At 45.4% G+C, this 22308-nt stretch carries 17 protein-coding genes and 1 riboswitch; of the genes, 2 read left to right on the forward strand and 15 right to left on the reverse strand.

Annotated elements, in window-relative coordinates; genetic code table 11:
* The 6 genes from I2H74_RS24780 to I2H74_RS17990 form a co-directional block, all read right to left on the reverse strand.
* The coding region (locus I2H74_RS24780) for an ATP-binding cassette domain-containing protein (protein WP_229106811.1) at positions 1-448 on the reverse strand (448 nt) is incomplete at its 3' end.
* Between the two features lie 31 nt (positions 449-479).
* A complete protein-coding gene (locus I2H74_RS17970; protein WP_195575615.1) occupies positions 480-1652 on the reverse strand; it encodes a radical SAM protein in 1173 nt (390 codons plus the stop codon).
* Positions 1625-2731: a hypothetical protein gene (locus I2H74_RS17975; RefSeq protein ID WP_195575616.1), complete on the reverse strand. Its 1107-nt coding sequence runs from the start codon at positions 2729-2731 to the stop codon at positions 1625-1627. The genes I2H74_RS17970 and I2H74_RS17975 overlap by 28 nt, the downstream gene beginning before the upstream one ends.
* 33 nt (positions 2732-2764) lie before the next feature.
* On the reverse strand, positions 2765-4141 hold the full coding sequence (locus tag I2H74_RS17980; protein WP_195575617.1) for a hypothetical protein: 1377 nt from the start codon (positions 4139-4141) through the stop codon (positions 2765-2767).
* Complete coding sequence (locus I2H74_RS17985; RefSeq protein ID WP_195575618.1) at positions 4134-4406, reverse strand: acyl carrier protein; 273 nt, start codon at positions 4404-4406, stop codon at positions 4134-4136. The genes I2H74_RS17980 and I2H74_RS17985 overlap by 8 nt, the downstream gene beginning before the upstream one ends.
* A 281-nt stretch (positions 4407-4687) precedes the next feature.
* A complete protein-coding gene (locus tag I2H74_RS17990; protein WP_195575619.1) occupies positions 4688-5446 on the reverse strand; it encodes a polysaccharide deacetylase family protein in 759 nt (252 codons plus the stop codon).
* A gap of 249 nt (positions 5447-5695) precedes the next feature.
* Positions 5696-5863, forward strand: a riboswitch (M-box (ykoK) riboswitch).
* Between the two features lie 362 nt (positions 5864-6225).
* On the opposite strand from I2H74_RS17990, the gene mgtA reads away from it, so the two are divergent.
* Complete coding sequence (mgtA, locus tag I2H74_RS17995; protein ID WP_420707463.1) at positions 6226-8877, forward strand: magnesium-translocating P-type ATPase; 2652 nt, start codon at positions 6226-6228, stop codon at positions 8875-8877.
* A gap of 150 nt (positions 8878-9027) precedes the next feature.
* Here the strand turns inward: mgtA and I2H74_RS18000 are convergent, their stop codons facing one another.
* The 6 genes from I2H74_RS18000 to I2H74_RS18025 all read right to left on the reverse strand — a co-directional run bounded on the left by I2H74_RS18000 (position 9028) and on the right by I2H74_RS18025 (position 16179).
* A complete protein-coding gene (locus tag I2H74_RS18000; RefSeq protein ID WP_195575620.1) occupies positions 9028-9723 on the reverse strand; it encodes a cupin domain-containing protein in 696 nt (231 codons plus the stop codon).
* Between the two features lie 215 nt (positions 9724-9938).
* Entirely contained in the window at positions 9939-11129 is a 1191-nt protein-coding gene (locus I2H74_RS18005; protein WP_195575621.1) for a glucosaminidase domain-containing protein, read from the reverse strand.
* Positions 11130-11387: 258 nt separating this feature from the next.
* A complete protein-coding gene (locus tag I2H74_RS18010; protein WP_195575622.1) occupies positions 11388-12635 on the reverse strand; it encodes a peptidase in 1248 nt (415 codons plus the stop codon).
* Positions 12636-12854: 219 nt separating this feature from the next.
* Positions 12855-14105, reverse strand: coding sequence for an SLAP domain-containing protein (locus tag I2H74_RS18015; protein WP_195575623.1), 1251 nt, complete (start codon positions 14103-14105; stop codon positions 12855-12857).
* A 252-nt stretch (positions 14106-14357) separates the two neighbouring features.
* A complete protein-coding gene (locus I2H74_RS18020) occupies positions 14358-15644 on the reverse strand; it encodes an alpha-L-fucosidase (protein WP_195575624.1) in 1287 nt (428 codons plus the stop codon).
* Positions 15645-15801: 157 nt separating this feature from the next.
* Positions 15802-16179, reverse strand: coding sequence for a PadR family transcriptional regulator (locus I2H74_RS18025; RefSeq protein WP_195575625.1), 378 nt, complete (start codon positions 16177-16179; stop codon positions 15802-15804).
* A gap of 420 nt (positions 16180-16599) precedes the next feature.
* Between I2H74_RS18025 and I2H74_RS18030 the strand changes: the two genes are divergently transcribed.
* Positions 16600-17862 carry a DUF438 domain-containing protein gene (locus I2H74_RS18030; protein ID WP_195575626.1) on the forward strand — a complete coding sequence of 421 codons (1263 nt, stop codon included), beginning with the start codon at positions 16600-16602 and terminating at the stop codon, positions 17860-17862.
* 189 nt (positions 17863-18051) lie between these two features.
* Here the strand turns inward: I2H74_RS18030 and I2H74_RS18035 are convergent, their stop codons facing one another.
* The 3 genes from I2H74_RS18035 to I2H74_RS24785 form a co-directional block, all read right to left on the reverse strand.
* On the reverse strand, positions 18052-19266 hold the full coding sequence (locus I2H74_RS18035) for a VWA domain-containing protein (RefSeq protein WP_195575627.1): 1215 nt from the start codon (positions 19264-19266) through the stop codon (positions 18052-18054).
* Between the two features lies 1 nt (position 19267).
* The gene (locus tag I2H74_RS18040; RefSeq protein ID WP_324254102.1) at positions 19268-21637 is read right to left on the reverse strand and encodes a DUF5682 family protein; all 2370 of its coding nucleotides are present in this window, start codon (positions 21635-21637) and stop codon (positions 19268-19270) included.
* Positions 21634-22308: AAA family ATPase (locus I2H74_RS24785; protein ID WP_229106812.1), on the reverse strand; the 675-nt coding region annotated here is incomplete at its 5' end. The genes I2H74_RS24785 and I2H74_RS18040, both read right to left, overlap by 4 nt.

A 22308-nucleotide genomic window follows, 5' to 3' on the forward strand; every position in this document is an offset into this window, starting at 1 on the left:
GAAGATGCGCAACGTCAAGCATTTCGGCGAGCTCATCAAGGGTATGCTGATAAGTTCGATCATCGATGTCATAGATGCATTTATTTAAACAAATGGACTCATTGGCAGGCAGGTCCCACCATAGCTGGCTCTTCTGTCCCATTACAATCGCAAAGTTTTTCTTAAATGCTTTGGCTCTTTCCCATGGCGTATAGCCCATGACGAGTGCTTCACCGCTCGTCGGATGCAGAATGCCTGTCAGCATCTTGAGCGTCGTCGTCTTACCGGCTCCATTTGGCCCGATAAAAGCGACCGCCTCTCCTTCTTCAATCTGGAAGGATACGTTGGAAACGGCATGCCGCATGAGCTCTTCTCGATGGAACAAGTGCTTCCAAGAATGTCGAAGGCCTGCCTGCTTTTCATAGTAAGTAAAGGTTTTGGACAAATTTTTTACACTGATGATGCTCAAGCCCATTCTCCTCCTCTATGGATGTATGCAATCATGCCCCGTTGTTATAAAGGAGGACACATTTGGAGCACACTGGCATGAGGCCACATGCCAGCACCTCGCGCTGCTTGCCGTACTCTGGTCCATGGAACACCTCAGAAAGCGTGCTTTCGCTTAAGTCTCCAAGAGAAAACTCCGGGAAGAACTTGCACGGATTGACCTTCCCATTCGGCAGAATGTCCATTCGCGTTGATAAGGCCAGACATTCGGATCTCTTCATCCCTGGATCCTCCGTTCCAAGAACAAAGTTGCGAATCTCATCAGGCTCTAGGGCAGGCTGGAAGCGAATCCGATTTTTCCAAATGCGGTTTCTCATCCGTTCCATTTCATGAATCAGCGGTTCCAGATTCTCAGGCGAGATGTGATAGGTAAAGGAATGCCAGCTCTTCTTATGGGGCAGATGCGCAGCCTCCAGCCATGCAAAGTGCTGCTGAAAGAATCCGTCCATTCGATTTGCAACATCCTCTGGAATGTACCACGGGAATACAAAATAAACCGTGTTTACTCCAACCTCTTCAAACTTCTCCATAAAGTCATATAGCTTTGGAATCATGTCATCATTAATCGTAATACTTACGGATACCTCGCCCTTATAGACCCCTTCTGCTTTCAGTTGAAGCAGTCGATCGACGGCCTTCATGACCTTCTGATACGTTCCTTTTCCACGAATAGCATCGTTTTCTTCCTCGAAGCCTTCTAGGCTAGCAAGCAGCGTCACACCTTCAGGCAGCTTGAGAATAGAATCGAGCTTTTTCTCTACGAGAACCGCATTCGTACAAATCGTTGAAATTCGTGGGTCCCGCTGCAGCAGCTCACACAGCTCATCGAATTTGCTGTACATAAGCGGCTCTCCACCCCAAAGAAACATGCGCGACTGCTGCGCCCTTGTCTCCTCGAATATGCGCTCAAGCAAAGAAAAGTCGATCTCGTTGCGGGCTTCAACCTTATCAAACTCATGATGATAGCCATCTGTATTCCATTCGAAGCAGTGCTTGCATCGCAAGTTACATCCGTTATTGATCTTAATCCCAATATCAGCAGGAATATCAAAGGCAAAGTCGGCTTTTTCTTTGCGGCCTCTGCTGCCAACGGTCATATTTTTAAGGGTTTGCTTCAAGGAACGAAACTCAACAGGCGTTAATGCTGCGCTGCTTTTTGGTTGCATACAAATACCTCCTCAATGTTTGGAATGCGTGCAATTGCTTCACGCAAATTCAGATGGAGCTGATGTAATACGTCCACATCGAACGCTGTCGCTTCCCATTCGGCATAAGAGATGCCAAAGCCTAAATCACGCCAGCATGCCGCATTTCTTCGCTCATGCTCTCCAAAGGGCTCCAAATAGATTAATGGGGTTGCTCCTGATAAAGAATCAACCAGTGTTCCCCCGCCTGGTTTGCTGATAATGGCGATGTTATGGGCAATCACTTGAGAAATAATCGGACGGTCTTGCCATAATTGTTCCTTGCCTAGGTGAGGATTCAAACAAGAGGTAGGAGGATAATCGGCTTTCTCTCCCCGTAAGAGAGATGTCCAAGGATTCCACGTTGGATCCACGATGAAGGCGGCATCCTGCTGTTTGACATGAGATCGTTCTTCAGATGAGTAAATAACGATGTCGAGAGGATAGTGTTCTTGAAGTGTGGGTATCACTTGCTGATAAGTGCCAATCCCCCATCCTCCGCCATGCACCACAATACGGGGATCGCGATCCTGCCATGACAAGATTGGCTGATCTGTCATATCAAGCTTCATATGAAGGCTGGCACGGTCATCTTCAAGACGAAAAAGCCATTGGTGAGTGTAAGGAGCGTATCGCTCCTGATATGAGGCATATGAAGGTGTGTCTACTGCGTCGAGACGGAGAAACTCCACCTCGATCGGCCATGGAGCTTTCTCCTGGTATAGCTCCAATATGGGGAGCCAGAATCCTGTAATCGCAATAAAATGTGAAACGCGCTTCTCTTGCCACGTTGTGATCAGCGCTTCTACATTTGGAGTGTGAAAAACAGGCCCGATATCTTTAGCTAAGCGATGCCCCATTAATGCTGCTTGAAAACTACGGTGAAATAGCTCCTTCGTTTTCAACACATTCGCTCTTATCTCTTCTGTAAACAGAGTTTCCAGCACCTCAACAGATGCCGCGATTCCAACCTGTTCGAGCTTCTCCATAAGCCTAACGCCTGGAACATATGCGCCTAATGAATTTCCTGACGTTAAAATCATAACCGAAGCGCCTTGCATATCCTTGGCTCCTTTCTATTATTGGATTTCAGTCTAACGGTGATTAGGCTCAAATCCGATGGCCGATAAGGTGCTTAGGAGCCTCTGTCTCCATAAATCTCGGGACTCCGTGTGAGTGGTTACAATGGAGACATACCATCGTCCTTGCTTATGAATCCCACGTGGATCCAGCAGCGTATTCGCAGACAACGGAAGAATGCCTTCAGTCCTGTTAGGGGTCAATAAGATGCCCGCTTCATCAAGCTGATGCAATAAAGTCTCATAGGCCGCAGAATCCTTCGCCCATTCTGGCAGCCGCAGCTCTAACGGGACCAGCATTCCTTGCTGACCTTTTGGACTTATGTGACGATTTAACCGATCATTTAAGTACCCCATTGAATGCCTTGCATTAATCTCTACAATTGGAACAATAGATCCATCTATCAGATTCATCGAATCCACGCAGACAGGGCCGAAGTATCCTTCTTTATACAGCTCGCTTGCTACTTGTTCCATCGCTATAAAATAACCTTTGGATTCCAGTTGATGGATAAACGATTCACTTGCTTCAAAGGACCCGCCGTAATTCAGCCCTCGATTATCCATCACCTGAATACTGTGAAAGACCGTCGCACCGTCTTGACGGATTCGCATCTGACAGGAGAAGTCCGTATGCTTGTTCAGCCAAGGCTCTACAAGCAGCTGTACCTTCCGACCGGCCTGCTCTTGGCGAGCGAGATGCTGGAAGATTCTCTCCACCATAGCGTCACTGGCAAGAACGAGGTTCCCTTTTCCTGATACCCCATAAGGATCCTTCACGACAATTTTGGAGTGCTCTGCAATATATGGCTTTGCCGTCAACAGCATCTCTTCAGAAGAATAGACAGCATGTCCAGGAGCAGCTGCATGTATGGATTTCGCAAGATCATGGGAATACAGCTTCGAATTAACGGCTTTTACAATCTCAGCAGATGGAAAGTTCGATGATAGACCGTAATGATGGAAAAAGCGCTCTGTAGAAGGTAGGACCGCATAAGGAACGATTGGTAGCTGTGAGATATAGGATTCGCATAGAGGCGTCATCGTGGGATGAATTAAAGCACTATAGACATCAAGATCGGCTGAGCTATCCTGGTTTACCGTGGTGTGAACCGAGTGGTTCTGAAATGAAAATCCAATGCTTTGCAGGTAGGCCATTTGCACAGGGTTCATTGGTTCCGATGTGATCACTACTCCATGCTGCTCGCATAGAAGAAACAGCAGTTCATCCATGACACCAATAACGGAATGCTCAAATCGATTTGGAAGTGAGGGAAGGGTTGCTAAATGTGCTGGTCGCCAAGATGATTCTGCATCAAAGTTACCCATTACAAGGGAAGGCGCTGCGTGCTTGGAATTTGCTTCGGGGGATGTGGCAAGCAGACTAGGCATGCTGGTTCGCCTCAGTCAGATTCGCTCCCAGAGATTCTAAAAAGGAGAGGAAAGCTTGTACGGATTGCAAATGGTCGTAGTCGAAGCGCTCAAAATCCATCTGAATCTTGAACTGTTCCTCCACTCTAAGCATGAGTTGAATGAGCTGCAATGAATCAAGTCCGACCTCATCAATCAGACTTGTTGTTAGCGTTAATGTATCCTTCCATTCTTCGTTTTCCTTTACTTCGGAAATAATAGCAGCTAATTGGCGTAGTGGTTGCATCTTGCTCCTCCTGACTAGGGTTTATATAGGGGAAAACTGGCTTCTGTGGATTCTATGAGGGGTTAAGAACATAAGATCTCTTTGTAGACGCAGTTATGGCTATTCTCCAACTGCCCTCCCTTCTTGAAATCTATCTTCAAGGTCATCATAACATGAAAATTTTAACATGATGAGGGAATAAAGTCCTAAATTATGATTTCAAAGTCCTATGAGAATTGTTAATATTTCATTTTTTAAATGATGAAAAAAGAACCTTATCCAAGGATAAGATTCTTTTTGTTTTATCGTTTGGTATTGGGCTGGCTCATGACCTCTTTCTTCTTTTCGGAGATCAGTTCCGAAACCGTAACAAACTGATACCCTCGCTTCTTTAATTCCGGCAATATGGTCTTTAATGCTTCTACCGTCTGTGTTGAATTGGAGACGTGGTCATGCATCAGTACAATGTCGCCGTTTTTCGTATTTTTGAGTACTTTATTGACGATATAAGAGACCCCTGGCTTCTTCCAATCCTTCGTATCCTGATGCCATGACCATAATACGACCTTGAATCCATGATGCTGAGCGACTTGAATCAAGCGTTCGTTATAATATCCTCCAGGAGGCCTTAACCATGTAGAAGCATGCCCGGTTATTTGCTTGATTTGCTTTTGCGCATCCATGATTTCCTTTTCCATCGTATCCATGCTCACATTGCTGCTAAAGTAAACATGATTGTATGTATGGTTCGCTACTTCATGCCCTTCTTTAACCTCACGCTCTACTACCTCCGGGAAGCGCTCCACCCTTTTGCCGACAACAAAGAAAGTTGCCTTTGCCTCATATTTCTTGAGCAAATCCAATATCATATTCGTTGTTTTGGGATTAGGGCCATCGTCAAAGGTTAGCGCGAGCATCTTGTGATTCATCGGAACCTCCCAGACAATCTCGCCTCTTTGCTCATAATACATCCGGTCTTTGCGAACAGGTGAAGACGCAAATCCGCTCAATAGAATAAAACATAACAGACACAGACACAGGCGCACTGCGTGCTGACTCATAGCTGTACGACTCCTTTACTCGGGTTGTATTCCTTTCAAAGGGGATAACGATTAGTATGGCAAATTATATCGTGAACATACAGACTTTATGGATGTAAGCACACTTTCCTCTGTCTATCTACAACTCTTACGCCAATACCATGTAGTTGGAGTCTAATGCCCAGCTCCATTTGGTATGATTTTCAATTGTGCTTTTTTGCACAATGAGGTTGACAAGATGAAGCTGCCTCTGTAACATGAGACGTGTTCGAAAGACCTCGTTAGGTGAGGCTCCTATACAAACATAGGCCACTGCCCAGAAATATCGAAAGATGCCCATGGGTAGAACAGGAATTGCCGGCTTAAGGCTTTTCATAATGTGGCTAAGACAAATGTCTTTACGTTGTATAGTGCCAAAACTCGACTAGGGGGCTGCGGTATAACATGGTTTTGTTTTTGATGCGTTATTTACCATGGCCTCCTACTCTGTTGTAGGAGGCCATTTTTATTTGACTTAAAAGGAGTGAACCTACTTGGACGGCAGCAGTATTCCGTTAGGAATGAAGAAAGACATGCTAACTAACTTTCATCAGATGAAAACATGCATCACGTTGGAGAGCGTCTGCTCTCATTGCATTCGAATTATTGGCAACTATACCCAACTCCTGCCGTTATGTAGGTGTATTTGAAGCTGCCTTTTCCTTCGAGTCCATGAGCCCAAGACAACTCTCCAATCAGGGGAGTTTTTTTATTGGCTCGCTTGGTCCTCACGTGAATGCTCGAGGGAGGAAATGACCATGATGTTCAGATGGAACCGTAAAGCAACCATGCAAGAAAACGAACATGCAAAGAAAATGGCTGAGCGCCTCATTGAGGCATCCAATTGGATGATCGATGATGTTCTCGAGGAATGGGAGACCACAACGAACGGACTCTCTATAAGCGAAGCAGAAGAGCGTTTGGATACACACGGACATAACCAAATCACCCATGATCGTGCGGCGAGCTGGATGATTCAACTGCTTAGCTGTTTTAAAAATCCATTTATTTTAATTTTGCTGGGCTTAAGCCTATTCTCTGCACTCACAGCTGATTGGGAAGCCGTTATGATCATATCTACGATGGTCACCATTAGTGTTGCGATATCCTTTACGCAAGAGTACCGTTCTCAAAAGACCGCTCAGCGGCTGAAAGCTCTCGTCAAAACAACCGCAACGGTCATTCGGGAACAATCCGCCTATGAAGTGGATATGGAAGAGCTTGTGCCTGGCGATATGATTCATTTGTCTGCTGGGGATCTAGTGCCAGCGGATGCAAGAATTATTACCTCGAAGGATCTCTTCGTAAGTGAATCCTCACTTACAGGGGAAGCCCTCCCTGTTGAGAAGGAAGACATGCGGTTTACAGAGCGGCGTCAAGCTGCACAACCTCGTTCTCAGCAGGTCAATGCACTGGAGCTGTCTAATATTTGCTATATGGGCACCAATATTATCAGCGGAACCGCTACCGCAGTTGTTATCGCTACAGGTCAAGACACCACTTTTGGCGCGATAACGAAGTCACTGACGGGCAAACGTCCCATGACAAGCTTTGATAAGGGCGTTAACAGTGTAAGCTTTTTGCTTATCCGCTTTATGCTCATCATGGTACCGATCATCTTCTTTATTAATGGCTTTACGAAAGGAGATTGGATGGACGCCCTGCTCTTTGGGATGTCCGTTGCTGTTGGTTTGACGCCTGAAATGCTGCCTGTCATCGTCACATCCAATCTTGCGAAAGGCGCAAGCACAATGGCTCGCAACAAAGTTGTGGTCAAGCGGCTTAACTCCATCCAGAACCTAGGAGCGATGGACATCCTCTGTACGGACAAAACAGGGACACTAACGCAAGACAGGATTGTTCTGAAAAAGCATCTGGATATTCACGGACAGGAGGATGAGCTCGTTCTGAAGCATGCTTACCTGAACAGTTATCATCAAACGGGTCTCAAAAATCTACTGGATGTCGCGGTGCTTGAGCACGCCGAATTGACAGATGTCTTAGGCGCAGAGCAGTGTTACCGCAAAGTCGATGAGCTTCCATTTGATTTCAATCGTCGTCGGATGTCGGTCATATTAGAGCAGAAAAAGAATCACGAGCATTTGTTGATTTGCAAAGGTGCTATGGAAGAGCTTCTCAGTCTCTGCAGCGATGTGCTTGATCAAGGCAGCGTGCTGTCGATGACAGATGACATTCGAACTCAGGTGGAACAGACAGTCAGACAGCTTAATGCCGACGGTCTGCGCGTAGTTGCTGTAGCCATTAAAGAAATGGAAGGGATTAAGGAGAGCTATTCGCTAGAAGATGAAACCGGCCTGACGCTGCTTGGCTATGTTTGTTTTCTTGATCCGGCAAAGGATAGCGCAGCACCTGCAATCAAAGCCCTTCATAACCATGGCGTTGCCGTTAAGGTGCTTACTGGCGACAACGAAGCTGTGACTCGTAAAGTATGTCGTGATATTGGCCTTCATCCTGATCGCATTATACTTGGACATGAGATTGACGAATGGAATGATCAAAAGCTTGCCGATATCGCAGAGGAGCACTTTATCTTTGCGAAGTTGAATCCTTTGCAAAAATCTAGAATCGTCCGCGCACTTCAAAGCAATGGACATACCGTTGGCTTTATGGGAGACGGCATTAATGATGCAGCTTCCCTTAGCGATGCCGATGTAGGCATCTCCGTTGATACCGCTGTAGATATTGCAAAAGAATCTGCTGATATTATCCTGCTCGAAAAGAGTCTGATGGTATTAGAAGAAGGCGTCGTAGAAGGTCGCAAAACGTTTGGGAACATTATTAAATATATTAAAATGACAGCAAGCTCGAACTTTGGCAATGTGTTCAGCGTGCTTGGCGCCAGCCTCTTCCTGCCGTTTCTGCCTATGATGCCCATCCATCTGTTAATTCAGAACCTGTTCTACAGCATCTCACAGCTGTCCATTCCATGGGACAACATGGATGAGGAGTTTCTTGCAGAACCGCGAAAATGGGATGCAAGCTCAATCGGCAGATTTATGCTCTTTATTGGTCCGATTAGCTCGATCTTTGATTATGCAACCTTCTTCGTTATGTACACGGTGTTCTCAGCAAATACACCTGCGGAGCAATCCCTGTTCCAATCCGGCTGGTTCGTCGTAGGATTACTGTCTCAAACACTGATTGTTCACATGATTCGCACACAAAAGATTCCTTTCATCCAAAGCCGAGCGAGTTTGCCTGTCATGGTGATGACCGGATTCATTATGGTTTTGGGAATCTACATGCCTTTCTCAGCAATTGGAGAAAGTGTTGGTCTAGAGCCTCTGCCGCTCTCTTACTTCCCATGGCTTATCGGTATTCTATTGGGATATTGTGTGCTTACCCAGCTAGTGAAGAACTGGTATGTGCGCAAATTCCAAGAGTGGCTGTAAGAGGCTGATGTGAGGTTGATGAGCTGAATCTGCTTATACATGATATAAGCAAACGAGAAGCCATCTCCTTCGCCATGATAAAGCGGCATAAAAAGAAAGACACCTTATTGAAGTTCATCATAGGGGTGTCTTTCTTTTTACTATGCTAATTTATAATAAGCCTCTTGGTGCTTGAACGGAGTGATACTGCTGATGATACGGGCAGTATACTTGCTGCGGATATGACGGCTGCTGCGGGTTTTGATAGGATGGTTGCACATTCGGATAAGGTTGCGGGCAGCCTGCTTCGCCGACGTACTCTCCTCTTTGCTGCTGACAATCTGCAGGAGGCCCAATGATGACTGTCTTTGTGATCGGAGCGAACGTGTCTTTTACCTTGTTGACATCCAAGCAATAGGAATGAGCCCATACGTCCGGAGGTGTCAAGCGTAAAATGTCGGAGCCAAAGATCGCTTCTGGCTGTGGTGCATCGAAGATGGCAAGCAAATGCGTCTGATCTTCACTTGCTGTCTCATAATGCCACCAGCCTTGAGGAATATTGACGACCTGACCTGGCTTAATCGTGTAATTCAATAGCTGATTGGTAAAGGGGTTGATCAAACTGACTATCGCTCCTCCTTGGATGACATACACGAGCTCATTGGCATTCTGGTGAATGTGTGGCTCCACGGTATTTCCCTTGCTTAAGTAAATATCCAATAACGAGGAATTACCCAATGTATTAAGCTGCTTTACACCAAGGACATTAATATAGTTTTGAGCATCTTTCTTAAAATAAGGAGATTGGTTAACGTCGTACGCAAACTTCGCATCAGGAGAAGCATAATTCATATAGGAAGTTGTCACACCTAAAACCTGCCTTTTCGTTTGTTGGTTGATATGCAACATCATATGTATTCGCCTACAGGATGTGTGCCTATTTCATGATCTGTATGTTAATCATGAACAACGTTTGCGTGAAGATCTACGTACAACAAAACACGCCAAGACCCATTCGTCTCAGCGTGTCTCACATCTATTTCAAGAGCTTTCAGCTCTTTTCATTCCACATCAGGAGGGAATCAGAATGTATCCCTCAGCTTGCGATAATCACTGTTCATAATGGAGGTGACAAGATCCGGCCACTCAGGGTTCACCGGACAATACTTGCCAGCCACCTTTTCAACAGAAGTGTAGCCCTTCTTCACATAATTACGTGAAATCAGCTGGCCAAATTTTTCAACACTGTCCTTTTTCTCATCAAATCGAAAGGCTTGTCGATTACTGCCCCCTGTCGCATTCAGACCAAATAAATTATTATGTTCCTTTGCAAGCCGGCTCTTGCCATTTCCACTTTCAAGCTTCATAACGGCAATCGTAAAGTACGCATTAACACCATAGTCTGCTTCAACCTGAAGGACAGCCTCCTCCAAGTCTTGGTTAGCTAGAGCTGTACCTTTAAACATCCGTGCAATATGCTCTTCCGTCAAGCCAGAGGACGAGCTAACCTTAGATGTAGGCTTATTCAGCTTCTCTTGCTGTACACTTAGTGTCTTGACCGATTTCTTTTTTGCTTCTGTTTTCTTCGTTATGTTCTTTGCTGCCGATACTTGCTTCACTTCAGCCTTTTTCTGTACTTCTGCATTTATGCTGGCCTTCTTCGCATAGTGACCGTTTATGTATCCTTCTCCTTGAAGCTTAAGCCAACCATTATCCAGTTCTTGAATGATGTGCAGCAATGTTTCCTGCTTAACGACATCGAGTATGTCAGAGGAGGCATCTGGCTCAGAGCGCACATTTAAGTAATAGGCCGTCACCTCATATAGACTGCCTGTGACAGCATCTGTTTTAGTCGTGTTATCTTTCTCGGCTGCCTTGGCGGACAAGGTCATGCTATTAACTTTTTCGCCTGAACTCGACGTTGCTGTCGATAGAGACTCAAGCACTGGATTTGCAGCGGGGTTATCTTTTTCCTTCACGGAAGCAGCTTGCGTTAGTTCAAGCACAGGCTGCTGTCTCATCGCTTGTTTTGGAGTCATAAAAGCAGATGGCGTTTTAAGCAATGTCGCATCATCGATCATATAAGGATGGAACGATGGGAGGTTCCAGGCATCCAGTGCTTGAAATGACGATAAGCGCGCTGAAGCCACATCGCTCGTCGTCGGCTTCTGATCAGCAGCATATGTACGCTGGTGAATCTCAATCCCCATAATAAACAGTACAGCCATGCAGAGCGCATATATCACGACTTGACGGCTCATTAATTTTCGCATACGTACACCTCTTTCTTAATATTGGGTCAACCCGATTCGTTAAGATTAAGGTAAGCAACATGCAGGTTCAGGATGAAGACAACCTCAAGTATTGGAAGTATACGAGCTATTGGTTACAAAAATGACCATCTTTTTTTTAGAAACCCGCGAAAGTGGCTGTAGAACGGAGAAAAAAAGAACAAAAAAGAAACAGCCACCAGGTAAATTGCACCTGATGGCTGTACTATTTCATTATATAAATGCCGTTAAGTATGCCGGTTATTTCAAGATCCCATCCGTTGGGTATTGAATCATGATAATCTCTGCATTGGTGATACCAGGCAAGGACATTGTTACGGCTGCACTATGGTATGCTACGATCTTTGTTCCTTCCTTCAGATCTTCGATTCCTTTTGCATTCGGGAAGATCGTGTCTTTGCTGATGTTAAGAATCAAATCGTTAGCGGTGTTGTCGTCAGAACCCACATTTACATAAACACTTGAATCAAGATCACGGTCTAACTTGCCAATCGTACCTTCGATTTTAAATGTTTCCTGAGATTTCACGACGATTTTTTCCGCATGCGTTTGAGCTGGGAAGCTCTTGGTCATGATTGGACCATAGAATGCCTCAACGCGAGCATCCACTTTCAAGGCATCTTCCGTTAAAGCTTTGCCATTCTCATCTACGATCTGTGTTTCTTTATCTACATGAAGCATAATGTAATGTTGACCGCCTTCGAGCCCCTTGCCTACAACCGTAATGTGACCGTCTTGGTTGTCCAAGATTACGCCGTCTGTTCCAATCATATCTGCAGCTTCTCCATCATTTTCTTCTGCGTTATTCACCAAGATGTAGTTGGTTGTTGATTGAGCAGGAATGCTTGCGGTTACTGCTGGACCATAGAATGCCGTAATCGTCATTCCTTTTTTAATATCCTCTTTTTTCAGTGCCTTACCGCCCTCACCATAGATTTCTGCCTTTGGATCGAAGTTCAGAATCATGGTATCGTCGTGCTTGGAATAAATATTTGTACCTTCAACGGTAATACGACCATTGTCTGTGGATGTTACTTCACCTGTAATGCCCGATAATGTGTAGTCTTGAATAATCAATGTCAATGCATTTCCTTGAGCTGGAAGGCTCTTTGTTATGCTAGCATCATAGAATCCTTTTACCACTTTATTGTCTTTGATCAGGGACTCGACAATTTTAGTCAAATCGGCTGTATTGCCTTTTGCATCTACGATCTTTGTTTGATCTGAAATGTTAAGAACAATCTCTCGCTGAGCGTTTGGAGTCACACCACGGCCCGTAATGGTGATGAATGTACCATTCTCATCATTTCGGTAATCTGTAATTTGTCCCATCGTTCCAAGCACGCGCTTCTCAGAAAGATCTTTCGTTTGTGTGCTTTGTTGAACGGACTCCGCAGGAAGCGTAGTTGCCTGTGCCTGAGCTGCTATTGGAACTGCAAGCATCGCAAGAAGCGTTGTTGTAGCTAATACTTTGTATCTATTTTTCATAAGTCATACCTCCAGTTGTATATGTGTACAAAACGTTTTAAGCATAATTGAGTTGCTTGTTGCTTTATTCACATTCCTAGACGAGGTTCGGTTCGAAAAGGTTGCAGATGCCACGCATTTCCTCTTATTTCCTCATTATCATTCTACATTTGCAACATTCTCTCCAATTAAAAAAGCTGCCACATTGAATGTGACAGCTTATCTTTTCATGAAAGGTAATTATTTATCAGCTTCGTGCTTAATCATAACAATCTCTGCGTTTGTGATGCCAGGCAAAGACATGGTTACAGCTGCACTGTGGTAAGCAACAATCTTCGTTCCTTCCTTCAAGTCCTCGATTCCTTGAAGGTTAAGAAGCAGCGTATCTTTGTTAATGTTTAGGATCAAGTCATTTCCTGTGTTATCGTCTGAGCCTACATTCACATAGACCCGAGAATCGTTAGCGAATGGAGATTTTTCAATCGTTCCTTCGATCTTGAACGTTTCTTGATCTTTTACGATGATTTTTTGTGCATGTGTTTGAGCTGGGTAGCTTAGCGCCATGTAAGGACCATAGAATGCATCCACGCGAACGTCAGCTTTCAAAGCTTCCTCAGTCAACGCTTTACCTTTCTCATCAACAATTTGAGTATCCTTATCGATATGAAGGATCAGATAGTTTTGACCGCCATCAATGCCTTTTCCTGCAACTGTGATGCTGCCGTTGTTTTTGCTGATGATGACACCGTCTGTACCTGCTTGCTCAGCAACTTCGCCGCCGCCATTGTTTTCTTCGACTGCATTGACGGTGATGTAATTCGTCGTAGATTGAGCTGGAATGCTGGCCGTAACGGCTGGGCCAAAGAATGCCGTAATGTTCATGCCCTCTTTAAGACTGTCTTTCTTAAGCTTCTTACCTTCTTGATCATAGATCTTTGCGTTAGGAGCAATATTCAGGATCATCGTTTCTTCAGCATTCGTGTACATGTTCGTACCTTCAACGGTTACACGTCCGTCTGTGGAAGCCGTTACTTTACCTGTAATCGCGGAGAAGGAGTAGTCTTGTACGACCAATGTTAAAGCTGTGCCGCGTGCAGGAATGCTTCTCGTAATTTTGCCATCGTAGAAGGCTTTAACGACTTTTTTGCCGTCGATGATGGATTGAAGATCAACACGCTTGCCTTTGGAATCTACAATCTTCGTTTGATCTGTAATGTTTAGAATTATTTCGTCTTGATCTGTATGGGATAGACCACGGCCTGTAACCGTAACAAATTTACCAGACTTATCATTCACATAGTTTGTAATCTGACCCAACGTGCCTGCAACATGCTTATTCGATTTTTCTTTAGCTACATCGCTTGCGTGGTGTGAATTTACTTTCCCCGGAGGGGTAATCGGTTTGTTTGCGTTTTGAGCGCTTGCTGCCATTGGTGCAGCGAGCATTGCAAGAATTGTTGTTGTAGCGAGTACTTTGTACATGTTCTTCATTATTCATTCCTCCAGTGCATAAGGTTGTCTCTTGTATTGAAATAGAAATGCATTCATCAACACTTGTTCCTCAACTCATATCTTTTGACGAGCCTTTTAGAAAAAGGTTGCACAATGAATCAAATTTTTTTCGATTTTTTTCGCTATTTTATTATCAAAGTCACTTGACGAAAAAAATAAAAAGAACAATATCCTCCGGAAATATCCGTTGAATATCGTTCTTGAAATGAAAACTATTGCTTGTTAAAAAAATTAGTTATGTGTAACAACTGCACCTGAACCGCCGTACATATCAAGCTCACCATCAAGCTCAAGCTTCAATACGGTAACATGCTCATGGCAGTCTTCCGGCGTCAAATGAATCCAAGTTGTACCTGGGATGTTGAACCATGGCACACCGCCGTGGACAACATGGGTCAACTCTTTGCCAGAGTGAAGAACCGTGATCTTGTTGATCTTGTTGGATAAGCCCTTCAAGCATACGCTTTCCTTCGGACTATCGTATACGAAGAGATACAAGGTCTTCTTGTCTTTAGAAATGGTGCTTCCACCAAGCCAGTAGCGTGTCATGATGCCTTCATCTGTTCCAAAGATCGCTTCTTCATGCTGGTGAATCCAAGCACCGAGACCAAGAAGGGTTTCTTCTTGACGCTTAACGATCGTTCCATCTTCCATTGGTCCGATATCAAGCAGCATATTGCCACCCATCGAGATACAATCACAGAACATACGGATGATCTGGTCAAGTGTCTTATAGTGCTCATCACCCGTATATCCCCATGAACGGTTCATTGTCGTACAGAATTCCCATGGACCTTCAGGTCGTGTTATCGGTATCCCTTGCTCCGGCGTTTTATAGTCTCCGTGGCCTTGCAAACGGGAGTTAATAATCAAGTCTTTGTTAAAGGAAAGCAGGTAATCTTTGAACGCCGGCAAGCCCCATTGTTCAGCGCTGCGCTCCCAGTCACCGTCGAACCAGATAAGATCTACTTTACCGAAGTTGGTAAGCACTTCTTTAAGCTGATTGTTGTTAAACTCAAGGAAACGCTGCCATTTTTCCAAATCCTGAACGCCGTCCGTTGGATATGCAAATGGGTTTGCCTTGCTAGGATCTTCAGGGACTACTCCACCTTCATATACACTTGGATAATCTGGGTGGGACCAGTCAATCAAGGAATAGTACATCCCAAGTCGGATGCCTCTTTTTGTAATGGCTTCCGCGTACTCTTTTATAATATCACGCTTCGCAGGTGTCTTTTTCACTACATTCAAGTCACTATACTGCGTGTCCCAAAGCGCAACACCATCATGATGCTTCGTTGTTAATACCGCGTATTTCGCACCAGATTTCTCAATGAGGTCTGCCCATTTGTCAGCATCAAAGTTCTTCGCTGTAAAGCCATCTAGCTGACTCATGTATTCCTCATAAGACATTCTTCCATTATAGAAAGACCAGGATTCTGCGACTCCTTTTACAGCATAGATTCCATAATGAATGAAAATACCTAGCTTTGCTTCTTCAAACCATTTTTGAACCATTAGCCTGCCTCCTCAACGTTGTTCCATCTCTACCATAACCGCAAAAAGCGGCTCGTTCAAGCTTCATTTGGGTTCATCAAGTTAGATTCAGGGCGGTTTTTCTCGCTCTTTGAACAAGAATGAAGCGTTTCCTTTCTTTCTTATGATATCGGTATCATTAATCATGTTTCTTCAAGATATGATCGAACATTTGATAGACCTTCAGCGCTAATTGAACACGGTCAGGCAGCTCCTTTAGCAGCTGGTTAAAGTACTCACGGCCTAGGTCAGTAATCTCATAATATCGAAAGTAACGATGATCGCTATCCCAATAGCTAATCGTATGCCCTTTTTCATTCAATACCCGCAGACGCTTTGAGAGATACGAATCATTCACCCCTACCCCGCCAAGTGAGGAAATGATGACTTGATCGATCTCCTTGCCGTAGCGACGTCCCTTCTGAAGCTCTGCCAGCACCATAAAATCAATAACCTGCTGAACCTTAACGACATGTCCAAGTGATTCATCCTTACGGATTGGTGAAGTATTGCGCATCTCTATTCACTCCTTACATCGTGCTTATGAAAGCACTGAAATTTGAATTTATGAATCTATATTCATTATACGTATATCACGATGTGAATTCCAAACATGGTAGATTCATAGATTAATGGTAGATTCAAAGTTTAATTGATGGATCGTTTTATTGAGGTATTGTGAATTATTTCACTATTATATTTGTATTTATTACAATGATCTGTTTAAAGATACCTTCTTGATGTTGGAACGTGCTGTGCATGAACTAGATACAGACAATAGAAGACAGAATACATGTGCAAGGACGTATATTGTTATAACGTATGGCTTCAAATTTGATTAAAATGGATGCAAATGTGATCTCAATCAAATGGCGGCTTTCGTATTTTTGATATCGTTGCAGATGAGAGCACTTCTTGAACAAGGAGGAACAAAATCATGAGTGAAATTATCAACAATCGTGAACAACATAGAGATGAATCAAGCAATCGTCAGCAAATTTTGAAAGAAATTATTAAACAGCTGCATGCGGGTGCTTCTGTAGAACAAGTGAAAGGCCAATTTAAAGAAGCGATCGGTGAGCTGTCTGTGGATGAAATCTCGAAGCTTGAGGAAGCTTTGATGAAAGAAGAAGGCATTCCAGTGAGTGAGGTACAGCGCCTCTGTTCGGTTCATGCCTCCGTATTTGAGGGCTCGATCGAAGAGATTCATGCCAAGGGAGATGAGCATGTTCCAGGTCACCCGATCCATACGTTTAAGCTTGAAAACAAGGAAATCGATAAGCTTGTTAACTTTAAGCTAAGCTTGCATATGGATAAATTCCAAAAAGAAGACGCTGAAGACACGATCTTCAAGCTGATCGAGGACTTGAATCTTTTGCTTGATATCGACAAGCACTATAGTCGTAAGGAAAATCTTTTGTTCCCTTATTTGGAGCGTTACGGCATTCATGGACCAACGAAAGTGATGTGGGGCGTGGATGATCATATCCGTGATGCGATCAAGCAAGCCAAATCGCGCTTAAGCAGCTATTCAGGGGACCGTGAGGAGATCACTGCACTCCTTCAGCATGTCGTGAATGAAGTTACAGGGATGATCTTCAAAGAAGAAAATATCCTCTTCCCTATGGCTCTAGACAAATTGACAGAGGACGAATGGCTTAAGATTGCCGAAGAAAGCGAGCAAATCGGCTACTGCATCGCTTCGCCTGCTGGTGTATGGAAGCCTGTTCGTCATTCAATCAAGCAGGAAGAGAATGTACCCGCACCAGAACAAAATGAAGCTGCACACGATGGCTATATTCGATTTGAAACCGGAATATTGAGCCTAAAGCAGCTTGAAATCATGATGAACCATCTTCCGGTCGATCTCACCTTTATCGATCAGGATGATGTTGTACGCTACTTCTCACATGGCAAGGAGCGCATTTTTACTCGCACGAAGGCGGTCATTGGCCGCACCGTTCAAAACTGTCACCCTCCACAAAGTGTGCATGTGGTCAACCAGCTTCTGGATGATTTTAAAAATGGCCGCAAGGATGTTGAAGACTTCTGGATCAAAATGAAGGACAAGTTCGTGTACATTCGCTACTTTGCTGTTAGAGATGAGGAAGGCCGTTACATGGGAACCTTGGAATTCACGCAAAATATCGCGCCTATTCAAGCTCTTGAAGGTGAAAAACGAATTCTTTCTACGACATAAAAGCGAATCATTAGCTCTTTAATCGGCTTTATTCGATTAGGTTTGGGACATTTTATACAATAAAAAACAAGAATGGATTCTCTGCCGGTTATGGCAGTTGGAGTCCATTCTTGTTCTGTATCAATCACACCTGCGCCTCTCTTTCTCTAGATCCACTATAACAACTACGAATCTTCGATTTAGAATCAATTATTTCGAAGGTTTTGCTGATAATCGTTTTGCAAGCGCGGTAAGATCATGTCCCTTCAAAGCTCCTTCGACTAATTCGGGAAGCATAGCAGGTGTGCAGGCAAAGCAAGGAGTGCCATCACGAGAAAATGTCTTTGCCAATCCCTCATCATAATAAGGCTCACCATGATCAGATAGTGCAAGAAGACACATCGTACGAACGCCTGCTTCACGCATATCACGCACTCGCCGAATCAATGCTCCTCGATTGCCCCCCTCCTCGAGGTCCGACACAAGGATAAACAACGTCTTCTTCGGCTCTTCTATAAAGCTCTCACAGTATGCAACGGACTTATTAATGTCTGTGCCTCCGCCAAGCTGTATGCCAAACAGCATATCTACAGGATCATTTGCACATTGCTCCGTCAGGTCGACTACCTCTGTGTCGAACGCCACCACACGCGTATTCAGTGCAGGAATGCTGGCAAAGATGGATGAGATAACGGAAGCCCAGATAACAGAATCAGCCATAGATCCGCTCTGGTCGATATCCACAATAACCGTCCACTCATGGCTTCGCTGTGCACGATCAAAGAAGTAGAATTTCTCTGGGATCAATTTTTTACGGTCTGTATCGTAGTGCTTTAAATTACGCTGTATCGTACGCTTCCAGTCAATCCCGCTTAAAGATGGGAGCGGTGAATGCTGGCGACGATTGAGGGCGCCTGTAACCGCTCGACGAATGTCCTGCTTAAGCACCTTTATCAATTCATCGACAACAGACTGTACGAGCATACGGGCCGTATCCTTTGTTCGCTCCGGAATCTTTCCTTTTAACGTTAGCAGCGTACCCACAAGCTGAATATCCGGCTTCACCTGAGCCAGCACCTCTGGTTCAAACAGCAGCTGCTTCCATCCCTTGCGTTCCATTGCATCATGCTGAATAATGGAGACCACATCATCCGGGAAAAAGGTTCTTACGTCTCCCAGCCATTTGGATAGCCGAGGGGCTGATTTGCCTTGTCCAGCGCCTTTCCCGCTAGCGTTCGTCCCATTTCCAACTCCAGCACTGCTCGTATCGTCATAGATATCTGCCAAGGCTTGGTCCATAATTATCTCGTCATCCGATAACCCTGTCGTTCCTTGAGACGAATAAGTAGATAATTGCTGCTCGGCAGACTGTCCGAGAATAAGCCGCCAACGTGAGATGGATGTTGTATCTGCTTTATTGCTCATGTTAAAAATCCTCGAAATCAAAATCATTTAATTGTTCCAACATGTTAGCCTCGTCCTCCTTAAGCTCTCCGCTCAGCACCTCTTCGACTTTTTCAGGCTGCACGCCCCACAATTCACCCAAAATCTCTGCAATCATAACTTTTTCATTTGAATGAAAAGTACTAAAAGCGCGCCGCAAGAAGACAAGTGCCCGAAGAAACTCCTGATCACCGAGTGATTCGATATAATCATTCAGCTGCTCCCACAGGCTCATGCGAGATAGCAGCGCATACCGGTTGCGCATCGACAATCCTTCAAACCATCCTGCTCCAATATCTGCCGGGATGCCTGGAGAGAGCCGGCGCGAGACCTCTTCTGCGCATTGCTGCGCAGAGATCGCATTGCGCTCTAACAAGATGGCACATGCAAAGCCTGATAATCGTGGATTGCGGTCATCACGCTCTGCCAATGTGCTTAACTGCTGCATCCACTGCTCTACATCCACCTGCTCGTGATGATCAAGTGCAACATTGTTCAATTGATTGAGCGACGTAAGCAGCGACGACGCGGCTTCATCATTGCAGCCGCATGCATCCAAGAGGAATAAGCATGCTCGAATAAACAACTGTTCAAGCAGCGGCACGAGCGATGCGGTATTCACCCGCCTTACATCTCCATAACGGATAATTGTAGACAACTCCGCAGCCGCAGCTGCCATCTGAACAACGTCCTGACTATCAGCAGCAATTCGCTGCAGTGTTCGACGCGCGTTTTCCATTTGTGCCAGCATGCCGCATTCACAAGCGACACGAATCAATTGCGATGCCTCTGCAATGGTCGCACAAGCATCAAGCTTTTGCTGAAGCAAATATGCGGATGCCACCTCGACAGTCTCGCCAAGCAGTGTCGATTCCACAACCTCTATCTCTACTTCAGGCGTCCATTGAATCACCCAATGTTCAGCCCAAGTCGCGTTCTCCTGACCACTTGCACGTTTCTTGGAAAAGGTTATGCCTAGAAGCTCTAGACGATGGAATAAGGTTGAGCGATTCAGATCAAGAAATCTCGCCTCTTCCGTCTTTACCCTCCGGTTCTCACGCAGATCCAATGCAAGATCTGAAGCAACTGTCGTCTTGTACTTCTCCAGCTTCAATTGCTTAAGCTGCCGGTTCAAGTCATCCTGGATAGGGGTCTGACTGACGCCTTCCGCTAGCGAGCCGATCGCTGTGCCAACGTCGACCCGAGCCAAGGCTTCGGCTACCACACCCAGCTCGCCATGCCCGAGCAGCGTCACCGCCGCATCTCGCAGATCTCGAAGCGTTGGTGCGCTGCCTTCATGCAACGCAGCGAGTGATTGCGCGAGCCGCACTGCCTCTATCACCTCTGCTGTTGAGCGATGCGTTCCCAACTCGCGCAGCCAGCGCGCCACAGCGGCAAGATAATGCTCAGGCAGCTCACGCAGCGTTCCATTCCGCATCTGCTGCCACATTAATTCATAATAATGAGGAGCATTATTGCCGGCACCATACCCAGACCTGCTCGACAGCTTGTAATACGAGTAGGGCATCAGCGTGAGCTTTGAGCTTCTTGCAGGGAGTGCCTGAAGCTCCTCAGCAGTCATTGCTCCGGATAGATCTGCAAGTGCAGCCGCATGATAGGCGCCGCACACCACGACGATTTTATCCGGCTCATGACCTTCTTCTATAACCTTGCGAATCTGAGCACGCATATAAGCTTCTCGGATGGCATTATAAGCAAATTCTGATTGTTCCAGATGTCGTTCCTTCTCTTCCGTCAGCTCCCTCATCTGTGATGCAAATGTTAGGATCGCTTGCTGGTATGCATCTGGATTCAAATTGTGTTCAAAGTGACGCTCCCAATACATGTCATAGTCATGCTCGCCTGCAACCTCCGCAATTCTTTGGTAAAGCGATGATTCATGCTGCGCCATCCCCTCCATAGCTGCAATTTCATCATTCGAGGCCACCTCAGACGACTCCTCATGAATTGAATCGTCTCCAGGCTTCACCTTGGGCAGTTGTCCGCGAACGCTCTGCAGAGCTAATGTTGAGGAGGTGGGCAAATCAATAAAGGCGCAGAGTACTCCGTTGTTTGCAGCCCACTTCATCGCCTGATACTCAGGAGAGTAGACGGCAAACGGCCACATCGCTGTCCGCACCGGAAGCTCATCCGTAAAAGCCAATATCGCCACGGGAGGCTTCGTCAAGGAATTCGTTAAATGGCTGATCTCGGAGGTTGCATCGGAGGGCCCTTCAATTAATACAGCGGTAGGACGAATTCGTTCCAAGCTGTCTAGCAAATGCTTCGCACCTGCAGGAGACAAGTGCCGAACTCCAAATATGTGCACTGTCTCGTCTGTAGCCCTCTTCACTCGTTCATCTCCTTGCATGCCGAATACAAGCCTCTCCATTCCGCGCCGCGCTTCTTCATCACGTTCTCAAGATACTCTTTCCATACGAGCTTGTCTTTAACATCATCCTTGACAATGGCGCCTTGCAAGCCAGCCGCAAGATCCTCATCCGTCAGATCGCCGCTGCCAAAGCTTGCCGCCAGCGCCATGCTGTTGGTCAGTAAAGAGATTGCTTCTGCCGTAGAAATAACACCCGCAGGAGATTTGACCTTTTCTTTCTTATCTAGTGTCATTCCATTACGAAGCTCGCGGAAGATGGTCACGACTTTATAAAGCGCCTCATCGGCAGGTGCCGCTGCCTGCAAATCATAAGATGCAGCTATCTCCTGAACCCGTTTTCTTACAATCTCAACTTCCGTTTCCATATCGGACGGCGTCGGCAGCACTATGATATTGAATCTTCGCTTCAGCGCTGCAGACATTTCATTTACACCACGATCCCTTGTATTTGCCGTTGCGATGATGGAAAAGCCCTTGTTGGCATTTATTTCTTTTCCTAACTCAGGAACAGATATCGTCTTTTCCGAAAGGATGGAGATAAGTGCGTCCTGTACTTCAGAGGCACAGCGTGAGATTTCCTCAAACCGGGCAATACCGCCTGCTTCCATCGCACGCATAATCGGACTCTTGAC

This window comes from Paenibacillus sp. 1001270B_150601_E10 (assembly GCF_015558675.1).
Taxonomy (GTDB): domain Bacteria; phylum Bacillota; class Bacilli; order Paenibacillales; family Paenibacillaceae; genus Paenibacillus_B.

Bases quoted from the DNA above. Each gene is read 5' to 3' on its own strand.
- I2H74_RS18015 (WP_195575623.1), bottom strand. From the start codon at position 14,105: ATGAAGAACATGTACAAAGTACTCGCTACAACAACAATTCTTGCAATG.
- I2H74_RS18005 (WP_195575621.1), bottom strand. From the start codon at position 11,129: ATGCGAAAATTAATGAGCCGTCAAGTCGTGATATATGCGCTCTGCATG.
- I2H74_RS18020 (WP_195575624.1), bottom strand. From the start codon at position 15,644: ATGGTTCAAAAATGGTTTGAAGAAGCAAAGCTAGGTATTTTCATTCAT.
- I2H74_RS17975 (WP_195575616.1), bottom strand. From the start codon at position 2,731: ATGCAAGGCGCTTCGGTTATGATTTTAACGTCAGGAAATTCATTAGGC.
- I2H74_RS17970 (WP_195575615.1), bottom strand. From the start codon at position 1,652: ATGCAACCAAAAAGCAGCGCAGCATTAACGCCTGTTGAGTTTCGTTCC.
- I2H74_RS18025 (WP_195575625.1), bottom strand. From the start codon at position 16,179: ATGCGCAATACTTCACCAATCCGTAAGGATGAATCACTTGGACATGTC.
- I2H74_RS17980 (WP_195575617.1), bottom strand. From the start codon at position 4,141: ATGCCTAGTCTGCTTGCCACATCCCCCGAAGCAAATTCCAAGCACGCA.
- I2H74_RS17990 (WP_195575619.1), bottom strand. From the start codon at position 5,446: ATGAGTCAGCACGCAGTGCGCCTGTGTCTGTGTCTGTTATGTTTTATT.
- I2H74_RS18035 (WP_195575627.1), bottom strand. From the start codon at position 19,266: ATGAGCAATAAAGCAGATACAACATCCATCTCACGTTGGCGGCTTATT.
- I2H74_RS17985 (WP_195575618.1), bottom strand. From the start codon at position 4,406: ATGCAACCACTACGCCAATTAGCTGCTATTATTTCCGAAGTAAAGGAA.
- mgtA (WP_420707463.1), top strand. From the start codon at position 6,226: ATGTTCAGATGGAACCGTAAAGCAACCATGCAAGAAAACGAACATGCA.
- I2H74_RS18030 (WP_195575626.1), top strand. From the start codon at position 16,600: ATGAGTGAAATTATCAACAATCGTGAACAACATAGAGATGAATCAAGC.
- I2H74_RS18010 (WP_195575622.1), bottom strand. From the start codon at position 12,635: ATGAAAAATAGATACAAAGTATTAGCTACAACAACGCTTCTTGCGATG.